Annotated in this window: 28 protein-coding genes and 1 tRNA gene; 8 read left to right on the top strand and 21 right to left on the bottom strand. The window is 71.8% G+C overall.

Annotated elements, in window-relative coordinates; genetic code table 11:
• From ABZS58_RS25215 to ABZS58_RS25200, 4 genes are all read right to left on the bottom strand, one after another.
• Nucleotides 1-455 (bottom strand): carbohydrate ABC transporter permease (locus tag ABZS58_RS25215; RefSeq protein ID WP_354785393.1); only part of this gene is annotated, 455 nt, incomplete at its 3' end.
• The gene (locus ABZS58_RS25210; protein ID WP_354785391.1) at nt 452-1330 is read right to left on the bottom strand and encodes a sugar ABC transporter permease; all 879 of its coding nucleotides are present in this window, start codon (nt 1328-1330) and stop codon (nt 452-454) included. The genes ABZS58_RS25215 and ABZS58_RS25210, both read right to left, overlap by 4 nt.
• The gene (locus ABZS58_RS25205) at nt 1327-2040 is read right to left on the bottom strand and encodes a GntR family transcriptional regulator (protein WP_354785389.1); all 714 of its coding nucleotides are present in this window, start codon (nt 2038-2040) and stop codon (nt 1327-1329) included. Before ABZS58_RS25205 ends, ABZS58_RS25210 begins: the two co-directional genes overlap by 4 nt.
• Before the next feature lie 579 nt (nt 2041-2619).
• A tRNA-Thr gene (locus ABZS58_RS25200) sits at nt 2620-2692 on the bottom strand.
• A gap of 69 nt (nt 2693-2761) precedes the next feature.
• On the opposite strand from ABZS58_RS25200, the gene ABZS58_RS25195 reads away from it, so the two are divergent.
• On the top strand, nt 2762-4570 hold the full coding sequence (locus ABZS58_RS25195; RefSeq protein ID WP_354785387.1) for a metallophosphoesterase: 1809 nt from the start codon (nt 2762-2764) through the stop codon (nt 4568-4570).
• Here ABZS58_RS25195 and ABZS58_RS25190 read toward each other — a convergent pair.
• From ABZS58_RS25190 to tmk, 6 genes are all read right to left on the bottom strand, one after another.
• Nucleotides 4563-5123 carry a hypothetical protein gene (locus ABZS58_RS25190; RefSeq protein WP_354785385.1) on the bottom strand — a complete coding sequence of 187 codons (561 nt, stop codon included), beginning with the start codon at nt 5121-5123 and terminating at the stop codon, nt 4563-4565. The genes ABZS58_RS25195 and ABZS58_RS25190 overlap by 8 nt on opposite strands.
• A 40-nt stretch (nt 5124-5163) precedes the next feature.
• Nucleotides 5164-5850, bottom strand: coding sequence for a hypothetical protein (locus ABZS58_RS25185; protein WP_354785383.1), 687 nt, complete (start codon nt 5848-5850; stop codon nt 5164-5166).
• 352 nt (nt 5851-6202) lie between these two features.
• The gene (locus ABZS58_RS25180; RefSeq protein WP_354785381.1) at nt 6203-6511 is read right to left on the bottom strand and encodes a hypothetical protein; all 309 of its coding nucleotides are present in this window, start codon (nt 6509-6511) and stop codon (nt 6203-6205) included.
• A gap of 118 nt (nt 6512-6629) precedes the next feature.
• On the bottom strand, nt 6630-6947 hold the full coding sequence (locus ABZS58_RS25175) for a YbaB/EbfC family nucleoid-associated protein (RefSeq protein WP_354785379.1): 318 nt from the start codon (nt 6945-6947) through the stop codon (nt 6630-6632).
• A 75-nt stretch (nt 6948-7022) separates the two neighbouring features.
• Nucleotides 7023-8216 (bottom strand): DNA polymerase III subunit delta', encoded by a 1194-nt coding sequence (locus tag ABZS58_RS25170; protein ID WP_354785377.1) that lies wholly within the window; start codon nt 8214-8216, stop codon nt 7023-7025.
• On the bottom strand, nt 8213-10357 hold the full coding sequence (gene tmk, locus ABZS58_RS25165) for a dTMP kinase (protein WP_354785405.1): 2145 nt from the start codon (nt 10355-10357) through the stop codon (nt 8213-8215). The genes ABZS58_RS25170 and tmk overlap by 4 nt, the downstream gene beginning before the upstream one ends.
• A gap of 244 nt (nt 10358-10601) precedes the next feature.
• On the opposite strand from tmk, the gene ABZS58_RS25160 reads away from it, so the two are divergent.
• The 5 genes from ABZS58_RS25160 to ABZS58_RS25140 are packed head-to-tail and all read left to right on the top strand — an operon-like array spanning nt 10602 to nt 14455.
• Nucleotides 10602-11810, top strand: coding sequence for an amino acid deaminase/aldolase (locus tag ABZS58_RS25160; protein ID WP_354785375.1), 1209 nt, complete (start codon nt 10602-10604; stop codon nt 11808-11810).
• On the top strand, nt 11807-12754 hold the full coding sequence (locus ABZS58_RS25155) for an SAM-dependent methyltransferase (protein ID WP_354785373.1): 948 nt from the start codon (nt 11807-11809) through the stop codon (nt 12752-12754). The genes ABZS58_RS25160 and ABZS58_RS25155 overlap by 4 nt, the downstream gene beginning before the upstream one ends.
• 20 nt (nt 12755-12774) lie before the next feature.
• On the top strand, nt 12775-13032 hold the full coding sequence (locus ABZS58_RS25150) for a DUF6364 family protein (protein WP_033363510.1): 258 nt from the start codon (nt 12775-12777) through the stop codon (nt 13030-13032).
• Entirely contained in the window at nt 13019-13309 is a 291-nt protein-coding gene (locus ABZS58_RS25145) for a type II toxin-antitoxin system PemK/MazF family toxin (RefSeq protein WP_354785371.1), read from the top strand. The genes ABZS58_RS25150 and ABZS58_RS25145 overlap by 14 nt, the downstream gene beginning before the upstream one ends.
• A gap of 9 nt (nt 13310-13318) precedes the next feature.
• Nucleotides 13319-14455 (top strand): NADH-quinone oxidoreductase subunit D, encoded by a 1137-nt coding sequence (locus tag ABZS58_RS25140; protein WP_354785369.1) that lies wholly within the window; start codon nt 13319-13321, stop codon nt 14453-14455.
• A gap of 17 nt (nt 14456-14472) precedes the next feature.
• Here ABZS58_RS25140 and ABZS58_RS25135 read toward each other — a convergent pair whose 3' ends face one another.
• From ABZS58_RS25135 to ABZS58_RS25120, 4 genes are all read right to left on the bottom strand, one after another.
• Nucleotides 14473-16650, bottom strand: a complete 2178-nt coding sequence (locus ABZS58_RS25135; RefSeq protein ID WP_354785367.1) for a hypothetical protein — start codon at nt 16648-16650, stop codon at nt 14473-14475.
• A 105-nt stretch (nt 16651-16755) separates the two neighbouring features.
• Entirely contained in the window at nt 16756-17814 is a 1059-nt protein-coding gene (locus ABZS58_RS25130; protein WP_354785365.1) for a glycine betaine ABC transporter substrate-binding protein, read from the bottom strand.
• Between the two features lie 166 nt (nt 17815-17980).
• A complete protein-coding gene (locus tag ABZS58_RS25125; RefSeq protein ID WP_354785363.1) occupies nt 17981-18670 on the bottom strand; it encodes an ABC transporter permease in 690 nt (229 codons plus the stop codon).
• A gap of 85 nt (nt 18671-18755) precedes the next feature.
• A complete protein-coding gene (locus ABZS58_RS25120) occupies nt 18756-19439 on the bottom strand; it encodes an ABC transporter permease (RefSeq protein WP_354785361.1) in 684 nt (227 codons plus the stop codon).
• A 2-nt stretch (nt 19440-19441) separates the two neighbouring features.
• Between ABZS58_RS25120 and ABZS58_RS25115 the strand changes: the two genes are divergently transcribed.
• Nucleotides 19442-20434: an ABC transporter ATP-binding protein gene (locus tag ABZS58_RS25115; protein WP_354785359.1), complete on the top strand. Its 993-nt coding sequence runs from the start codon at nt 19442-19444 to the stop codon at nt 20432-20434.
• 56 nt (nt 20435-20490) lie between these two features.
• On the opposite strand, the gene ABZS58_RS25110 is transcribed toward ABZS58_RS25115, so the two are convergent.
• The 7 genes from ABZS58_RS25110 to folP all read right to left on the bottom strand — a co-directional run bounded on the left by ABZS58_RS25110 (nt 20491) and on the right by folP (nt 25109).
• Complete coding sequence (locus ABZS58_RS25110) at nt 20491-20964, bottom strand: hypothetical protein (protein WP_354785357.1); 474 nt, start codon at nt 20962-20964, stop codon at nt 20491-20493.
• Nucleotides 20965-21012: 48 nt separating this feature from the next.
• A complete protein-coding gene (locus tag ABZS58_RS25105; protein ID WP_354785355.1) occupies nt 21013-21300 on the bottom strand; it encodes a hypothetical protein in 288 nt (95 codons plus the stop codon).
• Between the two features lie 30 nt (nt 21301-21330).
• On the bottom strand, nt 21331-22716 hold the full coding sequence (locus ABZS58_RS25100) for an ABC transporter permease (RefSeq protein ID WP_354785353.1): 1386 nt from the start codon (nt 22714-22716) through the stop codon (nt 21331-21333).
• A gap of 109 nt (nt 22717-22825) precedes the next feature.
• Nucleotides 22826-23398, bottom strand: coding sequence for a DUF3180 domain-containing protein (locus ABZS58_RS25095; RefSeq protein WP_354785351.1), 573 nt, complete (start codon nt 23396-23398; stop codon nt 22826-22828).
• Nucleotides 23399-23413: 15 nt separating this feature from the next.
• Nucleotides 23414-23935 carry a 2-amino-4-hydroxy-6-hydroxymethyldihydropteridine diphosphokinase gene (folK, locus tag ABZS58_RS25090; protein ID WP_354785349.1) on the bottom strand — a complete coding sequence of 174 codons (522 nt, stop codon included), beginning with the start codon at nt 23933-23935 and terminating at the stop codon, nt 23414-23416.
• A complete protein-coding gene (gene folB / locus ABZS58_RS25085; protein ID WP_354785347.1) occupies nt 23932-24297 on the bottom strand; it encodes a dihydroneopterin aldolase in 366 nt (121 codons plus the stop codon). The genes folK and folB overlap by 4 nt, the downstream gene beginning before the upstream one ends.
• Nucleotides 24298-24311: 14 nt before the next feature.
• Complete coding sequence (gene folP / locus ABZS58_RS25080) at nt 24312-25109, bottom strand: dihydropteroate synthase (protein ID WP_354785403.1); 798 nt, start codon at nt 25107-25109, stop codon at nt 24312-24314.
• Nucleotides 25110-25447: 338 nt separating this feature from the next.
• Here folP and ABZS58_RS25075 point away from each other — a divergent pair, with 338 nt between their 5' ends.
• On the top strand, nt 25448-25765 hold the full coding sequence (locus ABZS58_RS25075) for a hypothetical protein (protein ID WP_354785346.1): 318 nt from the start codon (nt 25448-25450) through the stop codon (nt 25763-25765).
• Nucleotides 25766-25801: the final 36 nt, after the last annotated feature.

Genomic DNA, 25801 nt, shown 5'->3' with positions numbered 1-25801 from the left:
CCTTTGAGCATCCAGACGCAGAGCGGGAGGGTGAAGGTGGTGAAGGACAGGATCAGCGCGAGGTAGGAGTTGATCAGTCCGACCTGGCTGAAGACCAGGTACAGGGTGATGAGCAGCAACGCCTGCGGGAACATCTGGCTCGCGAGGACGAGGTACATCAGCGACCGGCGGCCCCGGTAGCGGAACTTCGCGAACGAGTAGCCCGTGTAGGCCGCCACGATCACCGTCAGCACCGCGGTCAGGCTCGACACGATGAGACTGTTGCCGAGGTACCGCAGCAGGACGGGATTGTCGGCCAGCCCGATGAAGTGCTCGAATGTGACGTGCTCCGGGAAGAGCCGCGGCGGGAACCGGAACACCTCGTGCGTGGGGGTCAGCGCGGTGACGAGCACCCAGTAGACCGGGCCGAACGCGAAGATCCCGATGAGTGCGACCGTCGTAGCCGCTTTTTTCATAATTTTTCGCCTCGTTCCGTGACACGGACGTAGACGACGGTCAGGCCGAGGATCAGCACCAGCCACAGGGCGCCGAGCGCGCTCGCGGTGCCCAGGTCGAAGGCCTTGAACGCGGTGTCGTAGACGGCGACGGCGAACGTCGTGGTCGAGCCGGCCGGGCCGCCGTGGGTGAGGACGTAGATCATGTCGAAGTGCTGCAGGTTCCAGATCACTTCCAGCAGCACGACGATGCCGAGGATGCCGCGCAGGTGCGGCAGCGTCACGTGCCGGAACCGGCTGACCGAGCCGGCCCCGTCGAGCGCGGCGGCCTCGTGCAGCGCGTGCGGCACCGTCTGCAGCCCGGCGAGCAGCATGACCATGATCCAGGGGAAGCTCGCCCAGGTCTTCGCGACGATGACCGACGCCATCGCCGTGCCAGGACCACCGAGCCAGACGACCGGCTCGTCGATCAGGTGCAGCTGCACGAGGAGGCCGTTGAGCAGCCCGTAGTTGGCGTTGAAGATCCACAGCCAGACGAACGACACGACGACCCCGGGGATCACCCACGGCATCAGGAACAGCCCGCGCAGCACCGCCCGGCCGGGCAGTTTGGTGTTGAGCGCCAGGGCGAGGGCGAAGCCGACCACGACCGGCGCGATCGTCGCCCCGACGGTGAAGACCACCGTGTTGCGCAGCGTCGGCCAGAACTGCCGGTCGAACACCGCCTCGAAGTTGGCCAGGCCGACGAACTTCCGGCCCGGCAGCACCAGGCTCTGGTCGAACAGGCTGGTGGTGAGCGCAGCGACCAGCGGATAGAGCACCACGGCGCCGAGCAGCGCCATGGCGGGCAGGGTCAGCAGCAGGCCGAACTTCTCGTTGCCCTTCGGACCGGTCATGTCATCACGCTCGGGTGGTCGTCGTCGAGGTCGATGAGCTCGGGGTCGAGCTGCGCCGCGAGCTCCACGCCGAGCTGCCACTCGACGTGGTCGCGGGCGGCCCGCTCGGCGGCGTCGGGATCCCGGCGGCGCAGCGCGCCGAGGATCGCCTCGTGCTCGGTGATGACCTGCCCCCACGCCGGCTCGACACGGACGCCGACGCGGTAGTGCTGCACGCGCAGCAGGGCCAGATCGGTGAGCTCGCGCAGCGTGGCGTAGCGGGTGGCGGTGGCGATGCCGGTGTGGAACCGCCGGTTGAGCGCCGACATCGGGGTGAGCTTGCCGCGCCCGTGCTGGAACTGCATCTGCGCGTGCAGCTCCTCCAGCTCGTCGAGCTCGGCGTCGGTGATGACCGCGGCGGCGACCCTGGCACTGAGCCCTTCGAGCGCACCACGGGCGAGGTAGACGCCGCGCATCTCCCGCAGCGACAGGGGCGCGACCTGCGCACCGGCGTGCGGGTTGGGCTGCACCACGAGCCCCTGCCCGGTGAGCCGCTGGATGGCTTCGCGCAACGGGATCTTGCTGATCCCGAACTGCCGCGACAACGCGTCGATGTTGACCCGCTCGCCCGGCCGCAGCTCGCCACTGAGGATCGCGTCCCGCAGCCGCTCGTAGACGAGGTCCGCCTTGGTCTGAAACCCACCGAGCGGCCTGTCAAACGCATCAGCCATTTCCGCCGCTCCCCTGCTCAGCGTCGACCGTATACGATCGACCATCTACTAGAGAGGAGTGTTGCACGACACATGAACGACTTTCAAGGCCTCTGATGCCGGGATGCGCACCGCCCGGACCGACCAAGTCCGGCAGGCGCTGGAGGGCAGCGACATGGGGGTCCTCGCGGCGTCCGAGGCGACCCGCCCGGCGCAGCCGCACTTCGGTGCGCCGCACCGCGGCAACGGCACGGTGCTTGGGGGGCGACGGGGGCGGGGGTCGTCCACGATGCCGGCGAGGTGCGGGTCGTGGTGGACTCCGCGCGGCAGGCCGGGGGGTCGGCCGTTGCCTGGTTCCGTGAGGACGATCCGCTGCGGGAGCGGGCGATCGCCGAGACCCCTGCCGTCCTGCACTGGGCTGAGCGACACCGTCCCCAGCCGTCCCGCGCAGATCGCCTGGCGGCGGCTACGGGAGAGCACCGAACAGCTCCCAGCGGTCCACGTCGCCGCCCACCGAAGGTCGATATGGCCGGCCGCGCTGCCGCCTGGCCGGAAACGGAAGATGCCCTCCACCTGGGGTGGAGGGCGTCCGCGTTGCCGAGCCGCCTAACGGAATCGAACCGTTGACCTATTCATTACGAGTGAATCGCTCTGCCGACTGAGCTAAGGCGGCAACGATGACCAAGTGTACGGCACGCCCAGGGGGCGCGCGCGAGGGGTTTCCCGAGTAACGTTCGGCCGCGTGATCCCCGACGATCTGCCGGCCGCCCCCGGCGACCTCACGGCGCAGCCCGGCGACCCGATCCTGCCGTTGCCCGAGGCCGGGCCGCCGGTCGCTCAGGTCGGTGACCGGCCCAATGCCCTGGACCCGGACCAGATGGGGTTCACGCCGCGGCGGGCCGTGCCGTGGCTGAGCCCGGTGCTGCTCAGCGGGACGGCGGTGCGGGTCGTGCTGGCCGATCTGTTCGGGGCGTATCTGGACAAGCGCGAGCTGCAGGACTCGATGCCCGACCGGATCATGCGTGAGGCACCCGGATACACGGGCTTCTCCAGTGCGGACACCGCCGACGACTTCCCGGACGGCGAGCTGTGGGTCGACTACTGCGCCGACACGGGCGACGGGTTCAACGCCACCTATTCCGTGGCGTATCTGCTGGCCCAGCCGGAGCTGACGGTCGAGGGGCACGAACTGCCGCGTGGCGAGGTGCTCGTCCTCGGCGGTGACCAGGTCTATCCGACGGCGAGCGGGCAGCAGTACGAGGACCGGTTCAAGGGGCCGTTCCGCGCCGCGCTGCCCGAGCCGCCTTCGGAGGGTCCACCGCCGCGCATGTACGCGGTGCCCGGCAACCACGACTGGTACGACGGTCTGACGGCCTTCCTCCGGCTGTTCGTGCGCGGCGGCGAGGGCAAGATCGGCGGCTGGCAGACCAGGCAGTCCCGGTCCTACTTCGCGATCGAGCTGCCCAACCGGTGGTGGCTCCTCGGCACGGACGTGCAGGCCGGCGCCTACATCGACGATCCGCAGCTGCGGTACTTCAACCGGGTCGCGGCCCGCCTCGGTCCCGGCGACAAGGTCATCATCTGCCCGCCGGCGCCGAGCTGGGTGGAGGCGCAGGAGGACCGCAAGGCCTACGACAGCCTCGACTACTTCGTGCGGACCGTCATCACGCCGACGGGCGCCGACGTGAAGCTGATGCTCTCCGGTGACCTGCATCACTATGCCCGCTACGAGGGTGCCGACCGGCAGCTGATCACCTGCGGGGGCGGCGGCGCGTACCTGTACCCGACGCACGAACTGCCCGCCCGGCTGGAGGTGCCGCCGCGCCGCTCCCTGGTGCGCAACGCCAGCCCGTCGCAGCAGTTCGACTTCAAGGCGGCCTATCCGAGCAGGGCCCGGTCGCGCCGGCTCTCGTTCGGCGTTTTCTGGCGCGTACCGTGGCGCAATCCCATGTTCCTCGGGCTGCTCGGTGTCCTGCAGACCCTGACGATGCTGGCCTTCGTCAACGCCGCCGACCGCGTCATGTCGGGTGCGGAGCAGCGCCTCGTCACGATCCCGGCGTTCCTGATGGTGGCGGTCGACGTGGTCAGCGCGTATTTCCTCGCGATGCCCGGCGTCGCCGGGAAACGCAGACCCAGGCACTGGCTCCTGGGGCTGGGCCACGGCGCCGCGTTCGTCGGCATCGCCGTGCTCGGCACCTGGGCGTGGCTCAACCTGCCGTTCGTCGACCAGGCGTGGCCGTTGCCGCTGCTCATCGCGATCGTCCTGTACTTCCCGCTGTCGTGCGTCGCGGCCGGCGAGCTGTTCGCGCTGTACCTGCTGGTCGCCTCGGCCTTCGGCGTCAACGTCAACGAGCTCTTCGCCGGGCAGGGCATCACCGGCTACAAGGGCTTCCTGCGGATGCGCTTCGGCGCCGACGGCACCCTGACGATCTACCCGATCGGCGTGGACCGCACGGCCCGCCGCTGGAACGCGCAGTCGGCGGGCTCATGGTTCGCCCCGCGCAAGCCGATGCGCCTGCGCTTGATGGAGCCGCCGATCTCGCTCAGGTGAGGTACGCGATCAGGCCCACTTCCTCAGCGGTGGCACCGGGCTGCCCGAGCGCGCGGAGCTCCTCGGCGACGGCGGCCCGGTCCAGCACACCCGCGCGGGCCGCCTGATACCGCACGATCGAGTAGAGGAACACGTCGAGGTTGTCGAACTGGGTGCCGGCCTCGATGACCTCCTCCTCGTGAAACCACACGGCGATCTTGCCGTTGGTCAGCATCACGTAGAGGTTGCCGCCCCCGTCGGCCGCGACCGACCACACGTCGTCGTCGGAGAGCTCGGTCTCGTAGTCGGAGTCGAGGATCTGGCAGTCGTTGCCGGCGAAGTCGAACCCGTACGAGTCCTCGGTCACGTCCACCACCCACGGCATCGTCCCGCTCCGCACCAACCGGTCGAACGCCGCCAGCGCCGTGGCCGCCTCCTGCGGCAGCCTGGCCAGGAACGGCTCCACTGACCTGGTGTCCTCGGCGACCCGCGCCGTCTCCCGATCCGGAAACCACCGCGCGAGGTCACCGGCGAAGTCACGATCGCCGTATCCGGCAAGCTGCTCAACTGACATCCGGCGATCGTAGTGCCGCCTCGTGCACCGCCCTGTGCGGCTACAGGGCGACCCGGGTCGTCGGGGTGCCGGCGCCGGTCGCCCCGGTGGTGGGCTCGGTATACCGCAGCTCGACCAGCTCCGGAGACCAGCGCGCCAGCAGGTCCTGCGCCACACCGAACGCGTCCGCGACCGGCTGCAGCACCCGGACCCCGATCCGCGCGGCCGCTTCGATCACGGCGGCGGACGGCAGCCCTTCCCCGACCGGCTCGCCCCGCATGGTGACCGCCTCGGCCGAGGTCGCCACCCGCGCCACCGCCTCGGCGAGCTCCCCCCGCAGCCCTTCGGACCAGTCAGCGAGCGCGTCGGCATAAGCAGCGGTGGCCCGCAGCCTGCCCGTGATGCTCTCCGGTTCGCCGCCGCCGCCGATGTACGCCGAAAGCGCCCCCCACCGCGCGGCGAAAGCCTCCGCCCCCGACCCCTCCCACACACCACTCAGGTCCGCGGCAAGCCACTCCCTCCGCCGGGCGAACCTGTCCGCATCGCCCCGCAGCTGCGTCGCCGCCACCCGCAGCGGCGCAGGGTCGAGCTTCAACCCGAACTCCAGCGCATCCCCGGGCAACGCCCCGACAGCCCGCGACAACGCCCAGATCGGATCCCCGACCGGCGCGCCGCCCGCAACGAGCACGGCATCGGCCCGGTGCAGCACCTCGATCCCGATCCCGCTCAACCGCTCGAGCGCATCCATCACACGCCCTCCCGCCCGGACCGGCCGGGGCAGCCCTCAACCCTGCCGGCCACGGCGTCGGTGTCGCCGCACAGCGGCTGCCCTCCCGGCACGGCACGAGCACCATGTCGCGACAGCCCGCCGCCGCGGATCCCCGCCCGACCCACAGCACGGCCGGCATGGCGCAACGAGCCGCCGCGCACACCCCGGCTCACGCGATGCGCCGGCCAGACACCGGACTCGGCACCGGACCCAGCGCGGAAGCTCCGGCCCGGCAGGGCGGCGGTTTCGGGCGACAGCTGGGCGGAGCGGGACGGGAGGCGGGCGGCGGAGTGGGGTGGGGAGCAGGCGGCGGGCCCGGGGAGGGTGGCCATCAGGTGCCCTCGTGCTGTTGGTGGTGGCGACGCGCGTCGTCGTCGGTGGTGCGGTAGTTCTGGGCGGCTCGGCGCAGAGACTCGGCGGTTTCGGCGAGCCGGCCGCCGTGGGTGGCGGCTTCTTGGCCGCGCGCGGTCAGGGCGGTGGTCAGGGTGCGGTGCAGGACACGGCCCAGTGCGCCGGGGCCACCTGGGGCGTCGCCGCCGAGGACCCGGGATCCTGGGTCGATGAGAGCTGTCGTGGTGCTCGCCGCGGCCAGCTCGTCGCCGGCGGCGTCGAGGCGGCCGGCCAGGTCGTCGAGTCGCATGTCAGTCCCCCGATGCACTGTCGAAGACGATCCACGGTCAAAGCACTGCACGTCCAACGCGGCCCACGTCCAACGCGATCCACGTCCGACGTGCGGTGTTGTGCAAGGTCAGGCGGGGCTAGGTCAGGGAGCGGTAGTCACCGAAGGTTTCGGCGTGGAGCTTCTTTCGGGCCCAGGCGGCGGCCTCGGTGGCGCCGGTGACGGCTGCCCGGACCGAGCGGGACAGCTCGTCGCCGGTCTGGCCGCGCAGGTGGTCGATCCGCACGTCGCGGATCGTGCCGTCGGCGGTGACCACCACCTCGACCAGGCCGTCAGGAGAGCGCACGCTCACCTCGACGGTCGTGACCGCCTTGTCGAACTCGGCGAGCAGCGCGTCGATGCGGCGGTAGCGCTCCACCGCTTCCTCGATCCACGTCTCGTCGATCTCGCGCCCCATGTCGGCCCCTCCCCCGGGTGACCGTACGGCACCAGCGAGTGACACGAAACCCCGGACCGCGGCCTGTGGATAACTTCAGCCGCGCCAGAGGGCGAGCATCATCGCTTCGACGGCGATGCGGGGTTTGACGTTGGTTTCGATGGCGGTGCGGCACTGCAGGACCGACTCGAGGCGGCGCAGAGTGCTCTCCGGTGCCCACTTCTCGGCGGCGGCGCCGGCGAGCTCGTCGGTGTCGCCGTGGACGGGCTCGACGGCTGCGTCGAAGGTGTGGACCAGCACGTCGCGGTAGAAGCCGGCGAGGTCGACGAGGGCACGGTCGAGGGCGTCGCGCTGGGCTCGGGTGGCGCGGGACTTCTGCCGGCGCTCGAGGTCCTTGAGCTGGCCGGCCGAGCCCCGGGACGCCCCGGCCGCGCCCTTGCCGGTGCCGCCGGCGCCGAGCGCGGTCTCCAGTGCGGATCGCTCGGCCGCGTCGGTCTCCGTGACCGACGCGGCGGCCTCGGCCTCGGCGGCCTCGATGAGTGCGGCGGCGGCGTCGAACGCGGCGCCGATGCCGGTCAGCCGGCGGGGCACGGCGAGGACCGCCTCGCGGCGGGCGCGGGCCTGGGGGTCGCGGGCGAGGCGGCGGGCCCGGCCGACGTGCCCCTGCGCGGCGGCGGCCGCCCACGCGGCGGTCTGCTCGTCGAGGCCGTCGCGGCGGCGCAGCAGGGCGGCGATCGCGTCGGCGGGCGGCTGGCGCAGCGGGACGACCCGGCACCTGGAGCGGATCGTGACGGAGATGTCGTCGGGGTGGGTGCTGGGCGTGCACAGCAGGAAGACGGTGCGTGGCGGTGGCTCCTCGATGGCCTTGAGCAGCGCGTTGCCGGCGGCCTCGGTGAGGCGGTCGGCGTCCTCGACGAGCAGGACCTGCCACCGGCCCTGGGTCGGCGAGCTGGCCGCGCGCAGGACCAGGGCGCGCATCTCGCCGACGGCGATCGAGAGCCCTTCCGGCACCACGAAGCGGACGTCGGCATGGGTGCCGCCGAGGGTCGTGTGGCAGGCGGTGCACACGCCGCAGCCACCATCGGGGCACTGCAACGCAGCGGCGAAGATGCGGGCGGCGACGGAGCGGCCCGAGCCGGGTGGGCCGGTGAAGAGCCATGCGTGGGTCATGCCGGCCTCGGGGACGTCGCCGCGGACGATCGCGCCCGCGGAGGCGACGGCGCGGGTCAGCGTCGCGACCGCGTCGTCCTGCCCCACGAGCTCGGCGAAGATCGGCGGCGCCGCGTTCATACCCGCGTCTCCCGCCCGTCGTCGGAGCGGTCCGGCAGGTGGTCGCGGGGCAGCTGATGGGTCAGCTCGTCGCCGGTCAGCGCGGTGACCGTCTCAGCGGCGTCCTCCAGGGCCTCCTCGACCGCTTCCTCGAGGTCGAACTCCTCCTCGGCGGGCATCAGGTGCCGGACCCGCTGCAGCACCCCGACGGCGAGCGCCTCGACCGGGCTGGACGCGTCGAGGACCAGGTAGCGGCTGGGGTCGGCGGACGCCAGGTCGAGGAACGCGTAGCGGACCCGCTCGTGGAACGCGAGCGACTCGCTCTCCAGGCGGTCGGCCGTGCCCCGGCCCTCGGCCCGGGCCAGCCCGACGGACGGGTCGAGGTCGAGCAGGACGACCAGGTCGGGCTTGAGGCCGCCGGTCGCCCACTTCGACAGCCAGGACACCTCGTCGACGGGGAGGGTCCGGCCGGCGCCCTGATAGGCGAGGGACGAGTCGACATAGCGGTCGCTGACGACGACCGCGCCGCGGGTGAGGGCGGGCCGGACGACGGAGGCGACGTGGTGGGCCCGGTCCGCGGCGTAGAGCAGCGCCTCCGCGCGGGGGGTGACGACCTCGCCGGTGACCTCGGGCGGGTCGAGCACCAGGCTGCGGATCCGGGCACCGAGCGGCGTGGCGCCGGGCTCGCGGGTGACGACGACTTCGCGGCCGAGCCGCTGCAGCGCGGCGGCGAGCTGCTTGACCTGGGTGGACTTCCCGGCGCCCTCGCCGCCCTCGAAGACGATGAAGAGCCCGCGGGCAGCCTTCGGCTCGTCGGCGCTGAGCGGGCGGCCACGGACCGAGCCGAGCACGTCGGCCAGCAGCGGCACGCCCTTCTTGTCGTCCATCTGGCGCAGCGCCACGACACCGGCGAAGACGCCGAAGAGGCCGGCGATGGCCAGCAGCGGCCGGGTGCTGGAGACCTCCACGTCGGTGAAGCCGATGCTGAGGTGCCGTGACCCGCCGACGCCGACGAGGACGCTGGACAGCGAGATGGTGAGCATGAGCACCACACGGGTGCCGGTCTGCACGAAGGCGAACGCCCGGCCGCGCATGTCGTCGGCGACCTCGCCGCCGAGCAGCGTGGTGCCGGACAGGAAGGCCATCCCGGCGCCGACACCGACGAGCAGCGCGCCGCCGACGGCGAGGGCCAGGTGGGTGGCGAAGGCCAGGATCAGCACGGAGCCCGCGGCCAGGATGATCGACAGGCCGAACCAGCGGCGCCGGGACAGCGCGCCGACGATCCGCGGCCCGGCGGCGATGCCGATCCCGAGACCGAGGAAGAGCGTGGCGAAGAGCAGCGCGAAACCCGCGTCGCCGGCGCTGAGGGAGACGGCGTAGAACTTCGCGGTGCCGACGACCACGCCGCCGCCGGCGAAGGCGCCGAAGATGCCGAGCACCAGGCCGCGGACCAGCGGGGTCCGCCGGACGAACGCCCAGCCCTGCGCGAACTCCTTGAGCATGCCCGGCTTGCGCTCGACGTCGGCGGTGCGCCGGCCGCTGATCTCCTTGATGCCGAAGAACACGGTGACAGCGGTGGCGAGGAACGTCAGCGAGTTGAACCAGAGCGCGACGTTACTCGGCTCGGCGCCCCTCGGGCGGCCCTCGGCGCCGAACACGACCACGACGAGCTGCTCCAGGCCGATCAGCACGAGACCGGCGAGCACGGGCGTGATGCCATAGGTCGTGGCGAGCGTCAGCTGATTGGCCGTCTCCAGGCGGGCGCGGGGCAGCAGGTTGGGCACCGCCGCCTCCTTCGCCGGCGCCCAGATCATCGCGGTGGTCTCGATGATGAACGTGGCGATCGCGGTCCAGGCGATGATCAGCGTGCTGTCGTCGAGGATCAGCGCGGACGCCGGGATCGAGGCGAAGAACAGGAACCGGACCAGGTCGCAGGCGACCATCGTGAGGCGTCGGTCGAACCGGTCGGCGAAGACCCCGGCCACCGGCCCGAGGATCAGGGCGGGCAGGAGGCGCACGGCGATGACCGAGCCGAACGCCGCACCCTGCGCCGCGGAGTTGGTCACCTGCGAGGCGGCGAACGTCGCGGCGGCGAGCAGGCCGAGCCAGTCGCCGAGGGACGAGAGCCCCAGAACGGCCCACAACCGGCGGAACGCCCGGATGCGCAGGACCGCCTTCAGCTCCCCGAAGCCGGACAGGTCACTGCTGGCGATGACGGCACCTCCCCTGATGAGCGTCCACCGGACGATGCTGAGCGTCCCCACCGGACGGTGCTGAGCGTCCCACCGGACGGTGTCGAACGCCTACTGTAACCACGCTACCGGCCTCCGGGTGTCGCCCAGGTGTCGGCCGACGCGCCGGACGCGAGGTTCTTTCATATTCAATGGCGACTGGGTACGGTGAGTCGTGTCCAGCTCACGTGCCGCCCAACGGGTCCGCTACGACCGGGCCACCGCCGATCTCGATCCGCCGTTCGCGATCGTCGACCTCGATGCCTTCGACGCCAACAGCACCGCGATGCTCGGCCGCGCCGCCGGCAAACCGCTGCGGATGCCCAGCAAGTCGGTGCGGGTCCGCGCGCTGATGGACCGGGCCCTGGCCCAGCCGGGCTGGCACGGCGTCATGGCGTTCACGCTTCCGGAGGCGATCTGGCTCGCGGAGCAGGGCACGTCCGGCGACATCCTGGTGGCCTACCCGACCGCCGACCGCGCCGCGCTGCACCGCCTCGCCACCGACGAGAAGCTCGCCGCGACCGTCACCGTCATGGTGGACAGCACCGCCCAGCTCGACCTGATCGACTCGGTCGTACCCGCCGGCGAGCGGGCCGGCGCCGTGCGGGTGTGCATCGACCTGGACGCCTCCTGGCGCCCCGCCCGCGGCGTGCACATCGGGGTCCGCCGCTCGCCCGTGCACAGCGCCCGGCAGGCCGGCGACCTCGCCGCCGCCGTCGCCGGCAGAGCCGGATTCCGCCTGGTGGGGCTCATGTCGTACGAGGCGCAGATCGCCGGGCTGGGCGACGCTCCCCCCGGCCGCCCGGTGCGCGGGGTGCTCATCCGCATGATCCAGTCCCGCTCGTTCCCGGAGCTGCTCGCGCGCCGGGCGGCGGTCGTGGCCGAGGTGCGCCGCCACGCCGATCTCGAGTTCGTCAACGGTGGCGGCACGGGCAGCGTCCAGGCCACCGCGCAGGACCCCGCGGTCACCGAGGTCGCCGCCGGCTCCGGGCTCTTCGGGCCGTGGCTCTTCGACTCGTACCGACGCTGGCGCCCGCAACCGGCGGCGTTCTTCGCCATGTCGGTCGTGCGCCGCCCGGACCCGCGGGTCGCGACCGTCCTCGGCGGCGGCTGGATCGCCTCCGGGGAGACCTCGCCCACCCGCCAGCCGCTGCCGTGGCTGCCGGAAGGCCTGAAGCTGATCGGCACCGAGGGCGCCGGCGAGGTGCAGACGCCGCTCGTCGGCCCCGGCGCGGCCGGGCTGCGCCTCGGCGAGCGCGTCTACTTCCGCCACGCCAAGGCCGGCGAGCTGTGCGAACACGTCAACGAGGTGCACCTCGTGTCCGGCGACACGATCGTGGACGTGGTGCCGACCTACCGGGGAGAAGGCAAAGTGTTCCTGTGAGCGTGCGGTGGCGGGCGGCGATGGAGCGGGCGCTCTACGGTGACGACGGCTTCTTCCGCCGCCCCGGCGGTGGCCCCGCCGCCCACTTCCGGACCAGCGCGCACGCGTCGCCGCTGTTCGCCGGGGCGATCGCGGCGCTGCTGGAGCGCCTCGACGAGGCCCTGGGCTCGCCCGGGCGGCTCGACCTCGTCGACGTCGGCGCCGGCCGCGGTGAGCTGCTGCGCGGCGTCCTGGCCGCCCTGCCGCCCGCCGTGGCCGCCAGGGTCGCCGCCGTCGGGGTCGAGGTCGCGCCCCGCCCGGACGACCTGCCCGGCCCGATCGGGTGGACCACGGCGATCCCGTCCGGCATCACCGGGCTGCTGGTGGCCACCGAGTGGCTCGACAACATCCCGGTCGACATCGTCGAGCTCGATTCGTCGCTGCGGCCACGGTACGTGCTGGGCTCGCCGCCGTTCGCGCTGGACGCGTCGCCGCTGGATCCTCGCGACGCCGCCTGGCTCGCGGACTGGTGGCCCCTGGACGGACTCCCCGAAGGGGCGCGGGCCGAGCTGGGCGCCCCGCGCGACGAGGCCTGGGCCGCGGCGGTCGGCAGCGTGGCGCGCGGGCTGGCGCTCGCCGTCGACTACGGGCACCTCGCGGGCGGGCGGCCGCTCTTCGGCACCCTGACCGGGTTCAAGGACGGCAAGGAGACCGCGCCGCTGCCGGACGGCTCCTGTGATCTGACGATCGCCGTGGCGTTGGACTCGCTGGGCGTACACCACCTGCTGCTGACACAGCGGGAAGCCCTGCGGCTGCTCGGGGTCGACGGCAGGCGCCCGCCGCTGGCGCTGGCCTCGACCGACCCGGCAGGCTATGTGCGCGCTCTGTCGCGGGCCGGCGCCGCCGCCGAGCTGACGGATGCGTCGGGTCTCGGCGGCCACTATTGGGTCATGCGCTGGGTGTGACGATCAGTCATACTGTTCATATGACGGCCAAGGTGACGTTGTCGTTCTCCGACCAGACCATCGCCGACGCCCGGCACTGGGCCGAGCGCGACGGCGTGTCGCTCAGCGCGTGGATCGACCGCGCCGCGCAGGAGCGCGCCCTGCGTGAGATCTTCACCGCGCACGCCGAGGCGGTGCGCCGCGCCAAGCCCGACCTGGAGCGCGCCGCGCTCGCCGACGAGGAGGAGATCGCCCTGGTCGACGCGGAGCTGTTCAGCGGGCGCCGTGCGGCGCGGTGAGGTCTGGCTGATCAAGGGCGCCCGCGAGCGTCTCGGCCTCATCATCAGCTCCGACGTCTTCAACAGCACCGACGTGCCGGTCGTGATCGTCGCCGAGGTCACCGACTCCGAGGAGCTGCGCGACTCGCCGCTCGCCGTCGAGCTCGACGACCTGGTCGTCATGCCCGACCGGCTCTCCTCGCCGCTGAAGCGCTGGTTCTTCGAGCGGGTCGCGGTCGCGGACACCGCCACGATGCACAACGTCTCGCGCGCGCTGCGGATCCTGCAGGACCTCTAGGCTGTCCTCATGACCTCCGAGCTGACGGTCGGCACCGGTGCTGGGCTCGACACCGCCGACATGGTGCTCAACATCGGCCCGCAGCACCCGTCCACCCACGGCGTGCTGCGACTGAAGCTCGTCCTCGACGGCGAGCGGGTCCTGAGCGCCGAGCCGATCATCGGCTACATGCACCGCGGCGCGGAGAAGCTCTTCGAGGTCCGCGACTACCGGCAGATCATCATGCTGGCCAACCGGCACGACTGGCTCTCGGCGTTCTGCAACGAGCTCGGCGTGGCCCTCGCCGTCGAGCGCCTCATGGGCATCGAGGTCCCCGACCGCGCCGTGTGGCTGCGCACCGCCCTCGCCGAGCTCAACCGGATCCTCAACCATCTGATGTTCCTCGGCTCCTACCCCTTGGAGATCGGCGCGATCACGCCCGTCTTCTACGCCTTCCGCGAGCGCGAGACGATCCAGGCGGTGCTCGAGGAGGCGTCCGGTGGGCGGATGCATTACATGTACAACCGCGTCGGCGGCCTCAAGGAGGAGGTCCCGGCCGGCTGGACCACCCGGGCCCGCGCCGCGATCGACGAGGTCCGCAGGCGCATGCCCGACCTGGACAACCTGATCCGCCGCAACGAGATCTTCCTCGCCCGCACCGTCGGCGTCGGCGTCCTCTCGGCGGCCGACGCGGCGGCCTTCGGCGCGTCCGGCCCGGTCGCCCGCGCCTCCGGCCTGGACTTCGACCTGCGTCGCGACGAGCCTTACCTGGCTTACGGTTCGCTTTCCGTGCCGGTCGTCACCCGCACCACCGGCGACTGCCACGCCCGCTTCGAGGTGCTGCTGGACCAGGTGTATGCCTCACTGGACATCGCGCAGGCCTGCCTCGACGAGGTCGACAAGCTGACCGGCCCGGTCAACGTGCGCCTGCCGAAGGTGGTGAAGGCGCCGGAGGGCCACACGTATGCCTGGACCGAGAATCCGCTCGGCATCAACGGCTACTACCTGGTGTCCCGCGGCGAGAAGACCCCGTGGCGCCTGAAGCTGCGCACCGCGTCCTACTCGAACGTCCAGGCCCTGTCGAAGCTGCTCCCGGGCACCCTGGTCCCCGACCTGATCGCCATCCTCGGCTCGATGTTCTTCGTCGTGGGCGACGTCGACAAGTAACCAGGGCTTGCCGGCGTTCAGCGCCAGCGGTCGTCGTTGCCTTCGAAGTCGACGATCTGGCGGGGGGCCGGGCGGGTGCGGGGGTCCTCGCGGGAGCCGTTCCAGCCGTAGTCCTCGTCGTCGTCGTTGCGGGCACGGCGGGAGACGCGTTCCTCGTCGCGGGACGGGGCGGCGGGCTCCTGCCAGCGGGAGGCAGGGGCGGCGGGCAGCGCGGCCTGGGCGGAGCCGAGAGCCGGCTGGCGGCGGACCTCGGACCAGCGGGTGGTGCCGGTGTCGTCGCGGCGGGCTTCCTCGTAGCTGCTCTCGGACCAGTGTTCACCGGTCTCGCGCTGGCGTTCACGCTCGCGGCGGGCCTCCGACCTGCGGGGGCTCTCGCGGCGGGGCTCGTCGTCGGAGGCAGCCGGGGCGACGGCGGGCACGTACTCCTCGTGCCGCACGGACGCCCACCGGTCCTCGATCCGCACGTGGGTGCCGGTCTCGTCGGCGTGCACGGCGGCTCGGCGTTCGCCCATGCGGAGCTCGCGGCCGCCGCGCTCGTCGCTGTGCATCGAGGCCCACCGGTCGGTGGTGCGCACGCCGGTCACGCTGCCCGCGTCGTCGTCCGGGTCGTAGGCGCGGCGGCGGCCACCGGAGCGCTCGACCTCCTGCGACTCCTCGGCCCGGGCCATCCGCTCGCGCAGCAGTTGCTCGGTCCAGGACGGTTCGTCGCGGGATGCCTCGGTACGTTCGATCCACTCCGACCGCTCGCTGCGCTCGGTCCATTCGGAGCGTTCGGAGCGTTCGGTGCGCTCGGACCGGCTGATGCGCTCGGCGCCCCACCCCCGGTCGGTGCGGTCGGGCTGCTCCCCGCGGTCGGTGTGCTCACCACGTCCGCCGCGGTCGGCGTGGTCCCCCCGGCTTCGTTCGCCCCGGTCGGCCTTGTCGTCCCGGTCGCCGCGCCCCCGGTCGCCGCGGTCCCTGTCGGAGGCGTCGCGGTCGCTCCACTCGCCGCGCCTGCCCCGGCCCGCCTCGCCGCCGCCGTCCCAGTCGCCGCGCCCACGGTCGGCGCGGCCGGTGTCGGCGTCCCGGTCGCGGGCGCCACGGTCCGCCCGGCCGCCGTCCCCGTCGCTCCACTCGCCGCGACCTGAACGTCCACCGTCGCCATCGGCCCACTCGCCGCGACCTGAACGTCCGGCGTCCCCGTCGCTCCACTCGCCGCGGCCCGGACGACCGCCGTCGCTATCGGCCCACTCGCCGCGGCCCGGACGACCGGCGTCGCCGTCGGCCCACTCGCCGCGGACAGTGCGTCCGGTCGCCTCGCCCCGGTCGGACCAGTCGCGACCTTCGCCACGGTGGTCGCCGCGCACGTCGGCGCGCCCGGTGCGATCGGCCCGCCCGGCGTCCCCGTCCCGATCGGACCAGTCGCCGCGAACGTCGCCACGGGCGTCGCCGCGACCGTCGGATCGACCGCGGTCGTGCGCGCCCGCGCGTCCCCCGCGCTCGGCCGGCTCGGCGTCGTCGTCCCAGCCCTGGCGGCGGGGCTCGCTCCAGTGGCCGCTGCCGTCGACGACCCGGCCGGTCTCGTGCCAGTCGGCGTCACGGTCGGAGACGCGCTCCCCGACCGGCCGGCGCTGCTGCGGGATCTCGGGCCGGGCGCCGTAGACGGTGCCGTCGCGACGCTGGTCGGTCGGGTCGACGACCATGGTCTTGGTGGTGACCTGCACGGTTTCGGTGTGCCGGAGGACGCCCTGCGGCACGGACGCGGAGCCGGTGGGCTGCGGTCCGGCGTGCTGCGCGGCGGCCGCCTGCTGCGCGGCCCGGGTCGTGCGCTCCAGCTGGCCGCGCATCATGTCGACCTGGTTACGCAGGGCGTCGACGGTCTCGTGCAGGACGCCGATGCGCTCGACGAGCTGACCGTGCGTGGCGCGGGCCGCGTGGGTGATGTCGCCGCGGATCTCGTCGCGGAGCGTGTCGAGCTCCTCGAACATCGTCTCCTCGACCTCGCCGCGCACGTTGTCGTTGTCACCGCGCAGCGCGATGGACAGGCCGATGAGCACGACGACGCCGACTGCGAGGACCGCGGCGAGCTGCAGGACGAACCCTCCGCCGAACAGCAGCAGCAGCGCGGCCAGCGGAGCAAGGCCGACACCAGCCCAGAAGAGGATCTGGAGCACCTTCGCGCTCGGCCGTCCTCCGGTGGTTTCCGCGGCTGGCATGAGCAGAGACCTTACCTAGTCTTCAGAACAAGTGAAATGCCCGTCCTCGACAGCCACGTGGCGTTGAGGACGGGCATTTGGCAACTACCGTGCGTATCGGCAGAGCTAGCCGAGCGAGCCGTCCGAGGAGAAGACGAGCGCGATCGTGGCCGTGCCCTTCTTCAGCGCGTCCAGGCTCTGCGGGCCGCCCGCGTCGAGGCTGACGAACTTGCCGAACTGGATGCTGTAGGTCTTCTCCAGACCGGGCTGGCAGAACGGCCGCTGCGGGCACTCGGCCGGGCCACCGAGGACGGTGTCCTTGCCGGAGCACTTCGTGGCGAAGTCGCTGAGCGTCTTCACGCCGTTCTTGTCGGCGAACGCGGTGGTGACCGCGAACGCGTTCTGGTCGGCCGCCTTCGACGCCTTGCCGAAGGTCAGGCCGGCCTTGCCGCCGATGTCCTTGAGCGCGGTGACCGTCTTGTCGACGTCACCGGACGCCAGTGTCGTGGCGTCCTTGCCGTTGACCTGGCCGTTGATGAACTCGGTCAGGGTGCCGGCGTACTCCGGGACGACCTGCAGGTCGCCCTTGGTGAGCTGGCCGTAGTAGACCTCGCGCTTGCCGATGGTCTGGACGGAAGCGTCGTAGCCGGCGGCGTCGAGGACGATCTCGTAGAGCGCGCCGAGCGTGGCGCTCTCCGCGAAGTCGGCCGCGCCGACCTTGATCGCGCCGCCCTTGCCCTTCTCGATGCCGGTCGTGAGGTTCTCGGTCTTGGCGAAGTCCTCCGCCACGACCTTGGAGGTCTTGCGGTCCACGACGACCGCCTTGTTGAGCTGGATCAGCTTCTCCGTGGTGAGCGCGTCGGAGACCTTGTCCAGTGCCGCGACGAGGGCCGGGTCGGCGGCCTTCGTGTTGATCGCGGCGATGATGTTGTCTGCCGTCTGGAGCTGCTTGTCGTCGGTGAGGACGACGAGTTTGTCCCCAGCGACCGGGGCACAGCCGGCCCCGCTCACACTCGCCGGCGCCTTGGTGCCCGAGGAGCCCTCATCGCCGCAGGCCGCGAGGCCTACGGTGGCGAGGCCCAGAAGGACCCCGAGCGTGGCGCGCATGGCAGTTCGCAAAATGGCCCGCCTTCCGTGTCCCGGCGCGATCACTGTGACCGGCCGCGTGTCCGACGGACGGCGCATCGGCTTGAGGCCCGCCCGCTATTGAATAGGCAACTCTGCCCATGGGAAATCAGCAACCGCAGCCAGGCACGGTTTCGTAACGACCTGTCACACCGACACGTTCGGTGGTGCTCCTACGCCGCCCTGGCCCGGCACTGCGCCCCTGGTGACGGTCGCCCCGGACCGGTCATGCGCGGCCCGCCGCCTGCCGCAGCACCTTCGGTGTGATCTTGCGCTCCACCAGCGCCATCAGCCCGTCGATCAGCAGCGCGAGCACGGCGACCAGGACCGCGCCGGCGAGGATCTGGGCGTCGCCGCGGCCCGGTCCGAGCCCGAAACCGGCGGAGATGATGTTGCCGAGGCCGCCGCCGTTGACGAGGGTGGCGAGGGTGGCCGTGGCGACGACCTGGGTGGTCGCGATGCGCAGGCCCGTCGCGAGGTAGGGCACGGCGAGCGGCAGCTCGACCCGCAACAGCATCTCCTCCGACCGCAGGCCCATGCCCCGGCCCGCGTCGCGGACCTCCTCGTCGATCGCGCGCATGCCGGTGTACGCGTTGGCCAGCAGCGGCGGCAGCGAGAACACGGTCAGCGCGACGACCACGGCCGGCATGCCGATGCCGAGCGGGCTCAGCGACAGGATCGTCAGCAGCGCGATGACGGGCATCGCCTGCGTGATGTTGGACAGGGTGACGACGACACCGGAGCCGGAGCCGCGCCGGCCGAGCCAGATCCCGATGGGCCACGCGACGAGGCAGCCGAAGAACACCGCCAGGAACGAGATCTCGAGGTGCTCCCGCAGCCGGGCGAGCACCCCGTCGGGATTCGTCCAGTTCAACGGATCGTTGAACCACAGGAACATGTCGCTGATGGCGCTCATGCCGTCGCCTCCGCTTCGCTCCAGCGCCGACCTGAGCCAAAACTGCGCCCACGATTCGCGGCCACTCCGCTCCGCTCCAGGCCACTCACGCCTTGGCCCTCCTCATCCACGGCGTGAGCGCCCGGGTCAGCGCGACCAGCAGCAGGTCCAGCACCAGGGCGAGCAGGACGCAGATGAGCGCCGCGGTGGCGATCTGCGCCTTGTAGAAGTTGTTGCGGAAGCCGCTGAGGATCAGCGCGCCGAGACCGCCCTGGGAGCCGACGGCCGCGCCGACAGTGACCAACGCCACTGTCGAAACCGTCGCCAGCCGCAGCCCGGTGAGGATCGAGGGCAGGGCCAGCGGCAGTTCGACGCGCCACAGGCGGGCGGCCCTGCCGTAGCCCATCGCGGTGGCGGCCTCCCGCACGTCGCCGGGCACCTGCTGCAGGCCGGTGAGGGAGTTGCGGATGATGACGATCAACGCGTACATCACCAGCGCCACGACGACCGGGGTGCGGCCGGTGCCCAGGAAGGGCGCCAGGAAGGCCAGCAGCGCGAGCGACGGAATCGTGTAAAGCACGCCGGCTGATGTCAGAATCGGCGTGGCGAGCGGGCGCACCCAGTACGCCAGCACCGCCAGCGGCACCGCGATGGCCACCGCGATCGCGACCGACCAGACGGTGATGGCCACATGATCCACCAGCGCGTCCCGGATCGTGTCGGCGTTATCCCGGATATAGCTCCAGGAAAACCAGGGATTGCCCGCCTCACCGCGAGCCAGGAAGGACATGTGTGGACCGTACCGCGAAGGCCGACGGCGCGCCGATCACCCTCGATCGGCTGGGCAAGACGTACCCGAACAGCACCACGGCGGTCGAGGAGCTGAGCCTGGACGTCGCGGGTGGCGACGTGACCGTGCTCATCGGCCCTTCCGGCTGCGGCAAGTCGACCGTGCTGCGCATGGTCAACCGGCTCATCGAGCCCACGCGCGGCCGGGTGCTGGTCGACGGCGAGGACGTGACGAGGGTCGATCCGGTGCGGCTGCGGCGGACCATCGGCTACGTCATCCAGAATGTGGGACTGTTCCCGCATCAAACGGTGCGCACCAATGTCGGCACCGTCCCGCGGATGCTGGCCTGGGACAGATCCCGCATCCAGAAGCGCACCGACGAGCTGCTGGACCTGGTAGGGCTCGATCCCGCCGAGTACGCGGACCGCTACCCGCACGAGCTGTCCGGCGGGCAGCGGCAGCGGGTCGGGTTCGCCCGCGCGCTCGCCGCGGACCCGGTGGTGCTGCTGATGGACGAGCCGTTCTCCGCCGTCGACCCGATCAACCGGGGGCGGCTGCAGGACGAGTTCCTGCGGCTGCGGCAGAGCGTGCGCAAGACGACGATCGTGGTCACCCACGACCTCCAGGAGGCGATCAAGCTCGGCGACAAGATCGCGGTGCTGTCCGACCACGGCCACCTGGAGCAGTACGCGACGCCCGCCGAGCTCCTGGCCAACCCCGCGAACGCGTTCGTCGAGCAGTTCATCGGCGAAGATCGCGGTCTGATGCGCCTGTCGGTGACGCCGATCCCCCGCGACCGGCTCCACCCGCTCGACGGCGCGCCCGGTGACCTGCCCAGGGTGTCCGCGGACGCGACGCTCCGGGTCGCCTTCGGCGCGATGCTGGCGGCGGGGGTGGGCTCGGTGGTGGTCCAGGACGCCGATCGGCCGCTCGGTCTTCTTTCGGCCGCTGATGTACAGGTGGCGCTCGCCGACGTGGACACCGCAAAGCGTTGACGCAGCGAGACCGGCGACGGGGTGGCCGTCGCCGGTCTCCGCGGTGCGCTCGTTGCTTACGTGCGCTGGCCCGCCATGGAGGCGATGCCGACGATCCAGCCGACGATGAGGCCGTAACCGGCGCCACCGGCGGCGTTGACGACCGCGGTCCCGAACGAGGCGTTCGCCAGCAGGAACGCGGTGATGAGGGCCGCGAGGGCGGCCGCGAAGATGAAGGCGGCCCAACCGGTCAGGATCGCCGAGATGGTGCCGCGCGCGCTGGAGAGCTGCGCGCCGGCGAGCAGTGAGACGAACACGGCCGTGAAGACCACCAGCAGGATCGCCTTCAGGTCAGCGGCCAGCAGCTCACGGAACGACTGGTCGCTGTCGATGTTCCATTGGGGCCACGCGAGGGTCTCCAGGAAGACCCCCCGGTCGCCCTCGTTGACCCAGTCGACGTACCAGGGGCTGCCGAAGATCAGCACCAGGAGGAACGCCACCAGGGCTGCCGCGCCGGACGCGGAGCGGTAGCGCGAACGAGTAACTGCCATGCCCCGGATGAGTCCCGGGAAACACATTTTATAAACGGATACCGATAGTTACTTGTCGGGAGACATGATGTAGTCGATGAACGCGGCGCGGACCAGCGGCTCGGACTCGCCATAGGTGTGGTCGGTGACCTCGCGCCAGAGGGCCACGACGTCATCGATGGTGGCGTCGAGCGAGCCGAGCCAGCCGTCCTGCGTCTCGTCGTTGCTGCTGGTGACGTGCTTGAAGAGGTCCCAGAAGAACTTCACGTCGCGACGCTGCCGGGCGAGGGCGAAGGCGCGTTCGCGCAGCTCCTCGGTGGGCAGCGCGTCAAGCTCCGCAAGGGTGGCGTCGGTCATGACACCAGCTTAGCGATGCGCTCACCACGGTCAGCGGCTGCTGCCCCATCGCTCCTCGACGCCCCAGTCCTCGTCGGTCGTGCGGGCCGGCAGCTGGCTCGTCCAGCCGCCGGTGCGCGACGCCGACCAGGCGTTGTCGGGCTCGGCCTGACTTGTGGCGGAGCCGGAGCCGAAGGCGCCGGGGGTCCAGACCTCCTCCTCCTCGACCTCGGTCTCGGCGAGGGTCCGCGGCCGGCCGAAGGTCTCGATCAGTCGGGTCACGATCAGGCCGATCACGATCGCGCCGCCGGCGACGGCCAGGGGCGCGATGTTCCACTTCTCCGCGGCGGAGTAGTGGAAGAGCAGCGTGATCGCGGCGACGGCGAGGACCGTGCCGAGCACGCCACCGCGGCGGCCGTAGGCGGAGGTGCCGCCGACCAGGGCCGCGCCGAGGGCGAGGGCGGTGGTGGCGAGGCCGGCCGCGGCCATGCCGTTCTCGGTGGTGGTGACCTGGCGGACGTCGAGGGCGGTGAGGATGCCGGCGGCCGAGGCGAGCAGGGCCGAGCCGGCGATCGCGAGGCCGGTGATGGTGGCCGCGCCGCCACCGCGCCGGCGGGCCGGGTCGGCGACCGGGCGGAAGCGGCCGACCGCGCGGCGGACCGGCCGGATCAGGCCGACGGCGCTGCCGACGACCGCGACGAGGACCACCCCGAGCAGCCAGAACAGCGCCCGGTCGTGCGGGTCGTAGGCACCGGCGACGACCTGCTCCGCGCTCTGGTCGGCGATCCACGCCATGAGCGCGAGCGCGACGCCGAGGCTGGCCGCCCAGCCGGGCACGTGGAAGCCGACGACCAGCACCGCGATGACCACGCCGACGCCGAGCGCGACGAGGGCGGTGATGCCGGCGGTCATCGCCAGGCCGCGGTGGGAGTTGTCGGCGAAGAACAGCGCGGAGGCGTAGGCGATCGGGCCGAGGGCCAGGTTGACGGCGCCGGCCCGCAGGGTGAGCCCCATGGCGACCGCGACGAGTCCCAGCTCCGCGCCGGCGAGCATCAGCGACTCGAGCTCGGCACCGCGCAGGGCCTCCGGTCTGGCGTCGCGCAGCAGGTACAGCAGCGCGGCGGCGGCGAGCAGGAGCACCATCTCCCACAGCGCGTGCACCGCCAGCCGGTCGCGGCCGGGCTCACCGTGCTCCGGGTCGTCGAAGACGTCGCCGAGCTGGGCGGGGCTGGGCGTGGCCCGCCTGGCGGCGAGACCCAGCGTGCTCTCGGTCGGCGGCACGCTGTAGTCCGCGCCCGCCGAGTAGGCACCCGGCGTGTAGACGGACTGGTTCGAGCCGCCGAGCGTCGGCGCGTCCTCGGGCACGCCGCCCGAGCGGAAGTCGGGCTCCTCACGGAACCCGGGCTCACCGCGGAACCGCGAGTCGTCGTACGCCATCGCGCGCGCCTCCTGCCAGCCGACGACCGGTACGGGTCGCACAGTAACCGCGGATTGTGACCTGCGACAGTCTTTAGGCGAGGAAGACGACAGTGTTTATGCCAGAAGTCTATCGATCGAGGCTTTCGTCCTCGCTGCGATCGCCCTCGTGGCGGCTGTCCATGCGGCCCTGCCTGGGAAGATCCTTGTCGCGGGGGCTGGTCGGCACCCGGCAGGAGCGCTCCAGCCACAGCGCGGCCGCAAGCAGGACGATCGATGCCGCGACGCCGAGCAGCGCCTGCGGCAGGTTCTCCGACACCTTGGCCAGCACCCCGCGCTGGGTCAGCAGCCACGAGGACATGCCCAGGTAGAGGCCGCCGAACAGGGCCGCGACGAGCGCGGACGCCTTACCGAGGACCGCATACCGCGCGACCACCAGCGGCACCAGCGGCCCGGCGCCCTCCTTGCGGAGGATCCGGTTGCGGGTCGAATACGCCTCGAAGCCCTCGAAGATCGCCAGGCCGATGAGGGTCAGCGGCGGCAGCCACGGCAGCGTCGGCAGGCTGTTCCACAAACTGCTGATGCCGATCCAGGCCAGCGCGGTGGTCGCGAGCGCCGCGATGACGAGGGTGGCTGGACTGGTCGGCTCCATCCGGCCCTTGGGCCCGGTCGCGTTCGGTTCGTCGGGTGACGGCGTGGCCATCGGCTCGGCTCCAGATCACGATTCGAGGTGGATGTCTTCCCGCGGGCGCAGGTCGGCGAGGTCGGCGGCGACCGGGGCGGACCGGACCAGCTCATAGAGCCATCCGTGACCCGGCAACTGCCCATAGGGCTGGATGTCGAGCCACGGCCGGAGGACGAACGCCCGGAGATGTGCCCGCGGGTGGGGCAGGGTCAGCTCCGGATCGTCGGTCGTGACCGGCCGGTCGGCGTCGTCCCAGACGGCGATGACGTCTACGTCAAGCGTACGCGGGCCGAAGCGACGCTCCGGATCGCGCACGCGACCGGCGGCCTCCTCCAGGCGGTGGGCCCGGTCCAGCCAGTCACGGGCGGTCGCGTCCGGGTCGACGGCGAGCAGGACCGCGTTGAGATAGTGCGGCTGGTCGGCATCGCCCCACGGGGGTGTCTCGTAGACCCCGGAGACGGCCATCACCGTGTCGCCGAGACCGTCGACGGCGCCGCGCAGGTTGGCCTCGCGGTCGTCGAGGTTGCTGCCCAGTGACAGCACCGCTCTGGTCACGCCCGCTCCCGGCGGATGGTCACGGCGACGTCGGCGAACTCGTGGGGGATCGGCGCCTGCGGCTTGTGGACGGTGACGGTCGCCGCTCGTACACGAGCGTCCGGCAGACAAGCGTCCGCGAGGCGCTGCGCGAGGGTCTCGATCAGGTTGACGGGCTCGCCCGCGACGATCTCGGCGAGGCGGCCGGCCAGCTCGCCGTAGTGGACGGTGTCGGTGACGTCGTCGGACCGCGCGGCGGGCGCGAGGTCGAGCTCCAGGACCACGTCGATCACGAAGTCCTGGCCGTCGGCGCGCTCGAAGTCGAACACGCCGTGGTTGCCGCGCACGCGCAGCCCGGTCAGGGTGATGCGGTCGGCCGTCATGTCATCACCTTCGCTCATCGTGCCGCCTGCACGGCCTGCCACACCTTGATCGCGTCCACGTTGCCACGGACCTCGTGGACCCGCACACCCCAGGCCCCCGCGGCGACGGACAGCACGGTGGTGGCGATGGTCGCCGCCTCCCGGTCCCCGGTCGCCCGTGGCGTGCCGTCGGCGTCGTGCAGGAGCCGGCCGAGGTGCGACTTGCGGCTCGAGCCGACGAGGACGGGATGGCCGAGGGCGACGAACTCCGGCAGGTGCGCGGCGAGCCGCCAGGTGTGCTCGGCATGCTTCGCGAAGCCCAGGCCGGGGTCGAGGATCAGCCGTTCGGGTGCGACGCCGGCGGCGACGGCCTCGTCGACCCGCTCCAGGAGTTCGGCACGCACCTCTTTGACGACATCGTCGTAAACCGCCAGATCGGCCATTTTGCGCGAATGCCCCCGCCAGTGCATCAGCACCCAGGGGCAGCCGGCCTCGGCGACCACCCGGGCCATGTCGGGGTCGGCGAGCCCGCCGGACACGTCGTTGACCAGGGCGACCCCGGCGGCGACGGCCTCGGCGGCGACCGCCGCGCGGGTGGTGTCGATGCTCATGGCGACCCCCGCCGCGGCAAGCTCGCGGATGACCGGCAGGACCCGGTCCAGCTCGGTGCGCGCGTCGACCCGCTCCGCGCCCGGCCTGGTGCTCTCGCCGCCGATGTCGATGACGTCGGCGCCCTCGTCGACCATCCGCATGGCGTGGTCGACCGCGGCGCCCAGGCCGGCGTAGCGGCCACCGTCGGAGAAGCTGTCGGGGGTCACGTTGAGCACCCCCATGACCACGGGGGCAGGACGGCGAAGGAGCGTCACTTGAATGAAGGTACTCACCTTCGGTCAGTCACCTGCCCCCCACCAGGGGTAACCGCTCAGACGCCTCATCAGCAACACTGATCACGGACCGGTCAGCTTGTCGGTAAGGGGGCTGCAACGTACTCTCTGCAAGTGAACGTTATTCGGACCGTTAAACCCGACAATGGGCATTTAGCAGGGCAAACGCCCGGATAAGGTTCCGCTGGGGGGCGACACAGCAGCCGGGGTCGTATGACCGGGTCGTCTTATCAGCGAGGCTTAACGCGCGGCGTGCACCTCGCCCGTCGCGCCTCCGGGGAGGTCTGATGATGTTGTTGGAGATCGGCCAGGCGCTGTGGGGGGAGACCGCCCGCGTGGCGGACGCGATAGCCCTGGCGCCGACACCGTCCCCGGCGCCGAAGACGATCAACACCGACGGCATTCTGAACTTCTTCATCGAGAAGATCGTGCCGATCCTGCTGGCCGTGCTCGGCGTCATCTTCATCGGCCGGGCCAGCAAGGGCGAGGTCTCGCGGGTGCTGACCAGCTCCGCCATCGCCATCATCGGGCTGGCCTTCGTCGCCGGCGCCGCGTCGCTCTTCTTCTTCGGGGACTCGCTCGTCCGACTGCTCTTCGGAAACTAGAGCTGCCTTGCCTTCCTGGCCTCACTGCTGAGACGA

Origin of the sequence: Dactylosporangium sp. NPDC005555, from assembly GCF_040605635.1 — a bacterium.
Taxonomy (GTDB): Bacteria; Actinomycetota; Actinomycetes; order Mycobacteriales; family Micromonosporaceae; genus Dactylosporangium.
This window is presented reverse-complemented; position numbering and strand designations above follow the sequence as displayed.

What these genes read in the sequence shown, in the direction of transcription:
- ABZS58_RS25210 (WP_354785391.1), bottom strand. Translation starts at nt 1,330, where the DNA reads ATGACCGGTCCGAAGGGCAACGAGAAGTTCGGCCTGCTGCTGACCCTG.
- ABZS58_RS25205 (WP_354785389.1), bottom strand. Translation starts at nt 2,040, where the DNA reads ATGGCTGATGCGTTTGACAGGCCGCTCGGTGGGTTTCAGACCAAGGCG.
- ABZS58_RS25190 (WP_354785385.1), bottom strand. Translation starts at nt 5,123, where the DNA reads ATGTCAGTTGAGCAGCTTGCCGGATACGGCGATCGTGACTTCGCCGGT.
- ABZS58_RS25185 (WP_354785383.1), bottom strand. Translation starts at nt 5,850, where the DNA reads ATGGATGCGCTCGAGCGGTTGAGCGGGATCGGGATCGAGGTGCTGCAC.
- ABZS58_RS25180 (WP_354785381.1), bottom strand. Translation starts at nt 6,511, where the DNA reads ATGCGACTCGACGACCTGGCCGGCCGCCTCGACGCCGCCGGCGACGAG.
- ABZS58_RS25175 (WP_354785379.1), bottom strand. Translation starts at nt 6,947, where the DNA reads ATGGGGCGCGAGATCGACGAGACGTGGATCGAGGAAGCGGTGGAGCGC.
- ABZS58_RS25170 (WP_354785377.1), bottom strand. Translation starts at nt 8,216, where the DNA reads ATGAACGCGGCGCCGCCGATCTTCGCCGAGCTCGTGGGGCAGGACGAC.
- ABZS58_RS25150 (WP_033363510.1), top strand. Translation starts at nt 12,775, where the DNA reads ATGACGGCCAAGGTGACGTTGTCGTTCTCCGACCAGACCATCGCCGAC.
- ABZS58_RS25140 (WP_354785369.1), top strand. Translation starts at nt 13,319, where the DNA reads ATGACCTCCGAGCTGACGGTCGGCACCGGTGCTGGGCTCGACACCGCC.
- ABZS58_RS25135 (WP_354785367.1), bottom strand. Translation starts at nt 16,650, where the DNA reads ATGCCAGCCGCGGAAACCACCGGAGGACGGCCGAGCGCGAAGGTGCTC.
- ABZS58_RS25130 (WP_354785365.1), bottom strand. Translation starts at nt 17,814, where the DNA reads ATGCGCCGTCCGTCGGACACGCGGCCGGTCACAGTGATCGCGCCGGGA.
- ABZS58_RS25125 (WP_354785363.1), bottom strand. Translation starts at nt 18,670, where the DNA reads ATGAGCGCCATCAGCGACATGTTCCTGTGGTTCAACGATCCGTTGAAC.
- ABZS58_RS25120 (WP_354785361.1), bottom strand. Translation starts at nt 19,439, where the DNA reads ATGTCCTTCCTGGCTCGCGGTGAGGCGGGCAATCCCTGGTTTTCCTGG.
- ABZS58_RS25110 (WP_354785357.1), bottom strand. Translation starts at nt 20,964, where the DNA reads ATGGCAGTTACTCGTTCGCGCTACCGCTCCGCGTCCGGCGCGGCAGCC.
- ABZS58_RS25105 (WP_354785355.1), bottom strand. Translation starts at nt 21,300, where the DNA reads ATGACCGACGCCACCCTTGCGGAGCTTGACGCGCTGCCCACCGAGGAG.
- ABZS58_RS25100 (WP_354785353.1), bottom strand. Translation starts at nt 22,716, where the DNA reads ATGGCGTACGACGACTCGCGGTTCCGCGGTGAGCCCGGGTTCCGTGAG.
- ABZS58_RS25095 (WP_354785351.1), bottom strand. Translation starts at nt 23,398, where the DNA reads ATGGCCACGCCGTCACCCGACGAACCGAACGCGACCGGGCCCAAGGGC.
- folB (WP_354785347.1), bottom strand. Translation starts at nt 24,297, where the DNA reads ATGACGGCCGACCGCATCACCCTGACCGGGCTGCGCGTGCGCGGCAAC.
- folP (WP_354785403.1), bottom strand. Translation starts at nt 25,109, where the DNA reads ATGGGGGTGCTCAACGTGACCCCCGACAGCTTCTCCGACGGTGGCCGC.
- ABZS58_RS25075 (WP_354785346.1), top strand. Translation starts at nt 25,448, where the DNA reads ATGATGTTGTTGGAGATCGGCCAGGCGCTGTGGGGGGAGACCGCCCGC.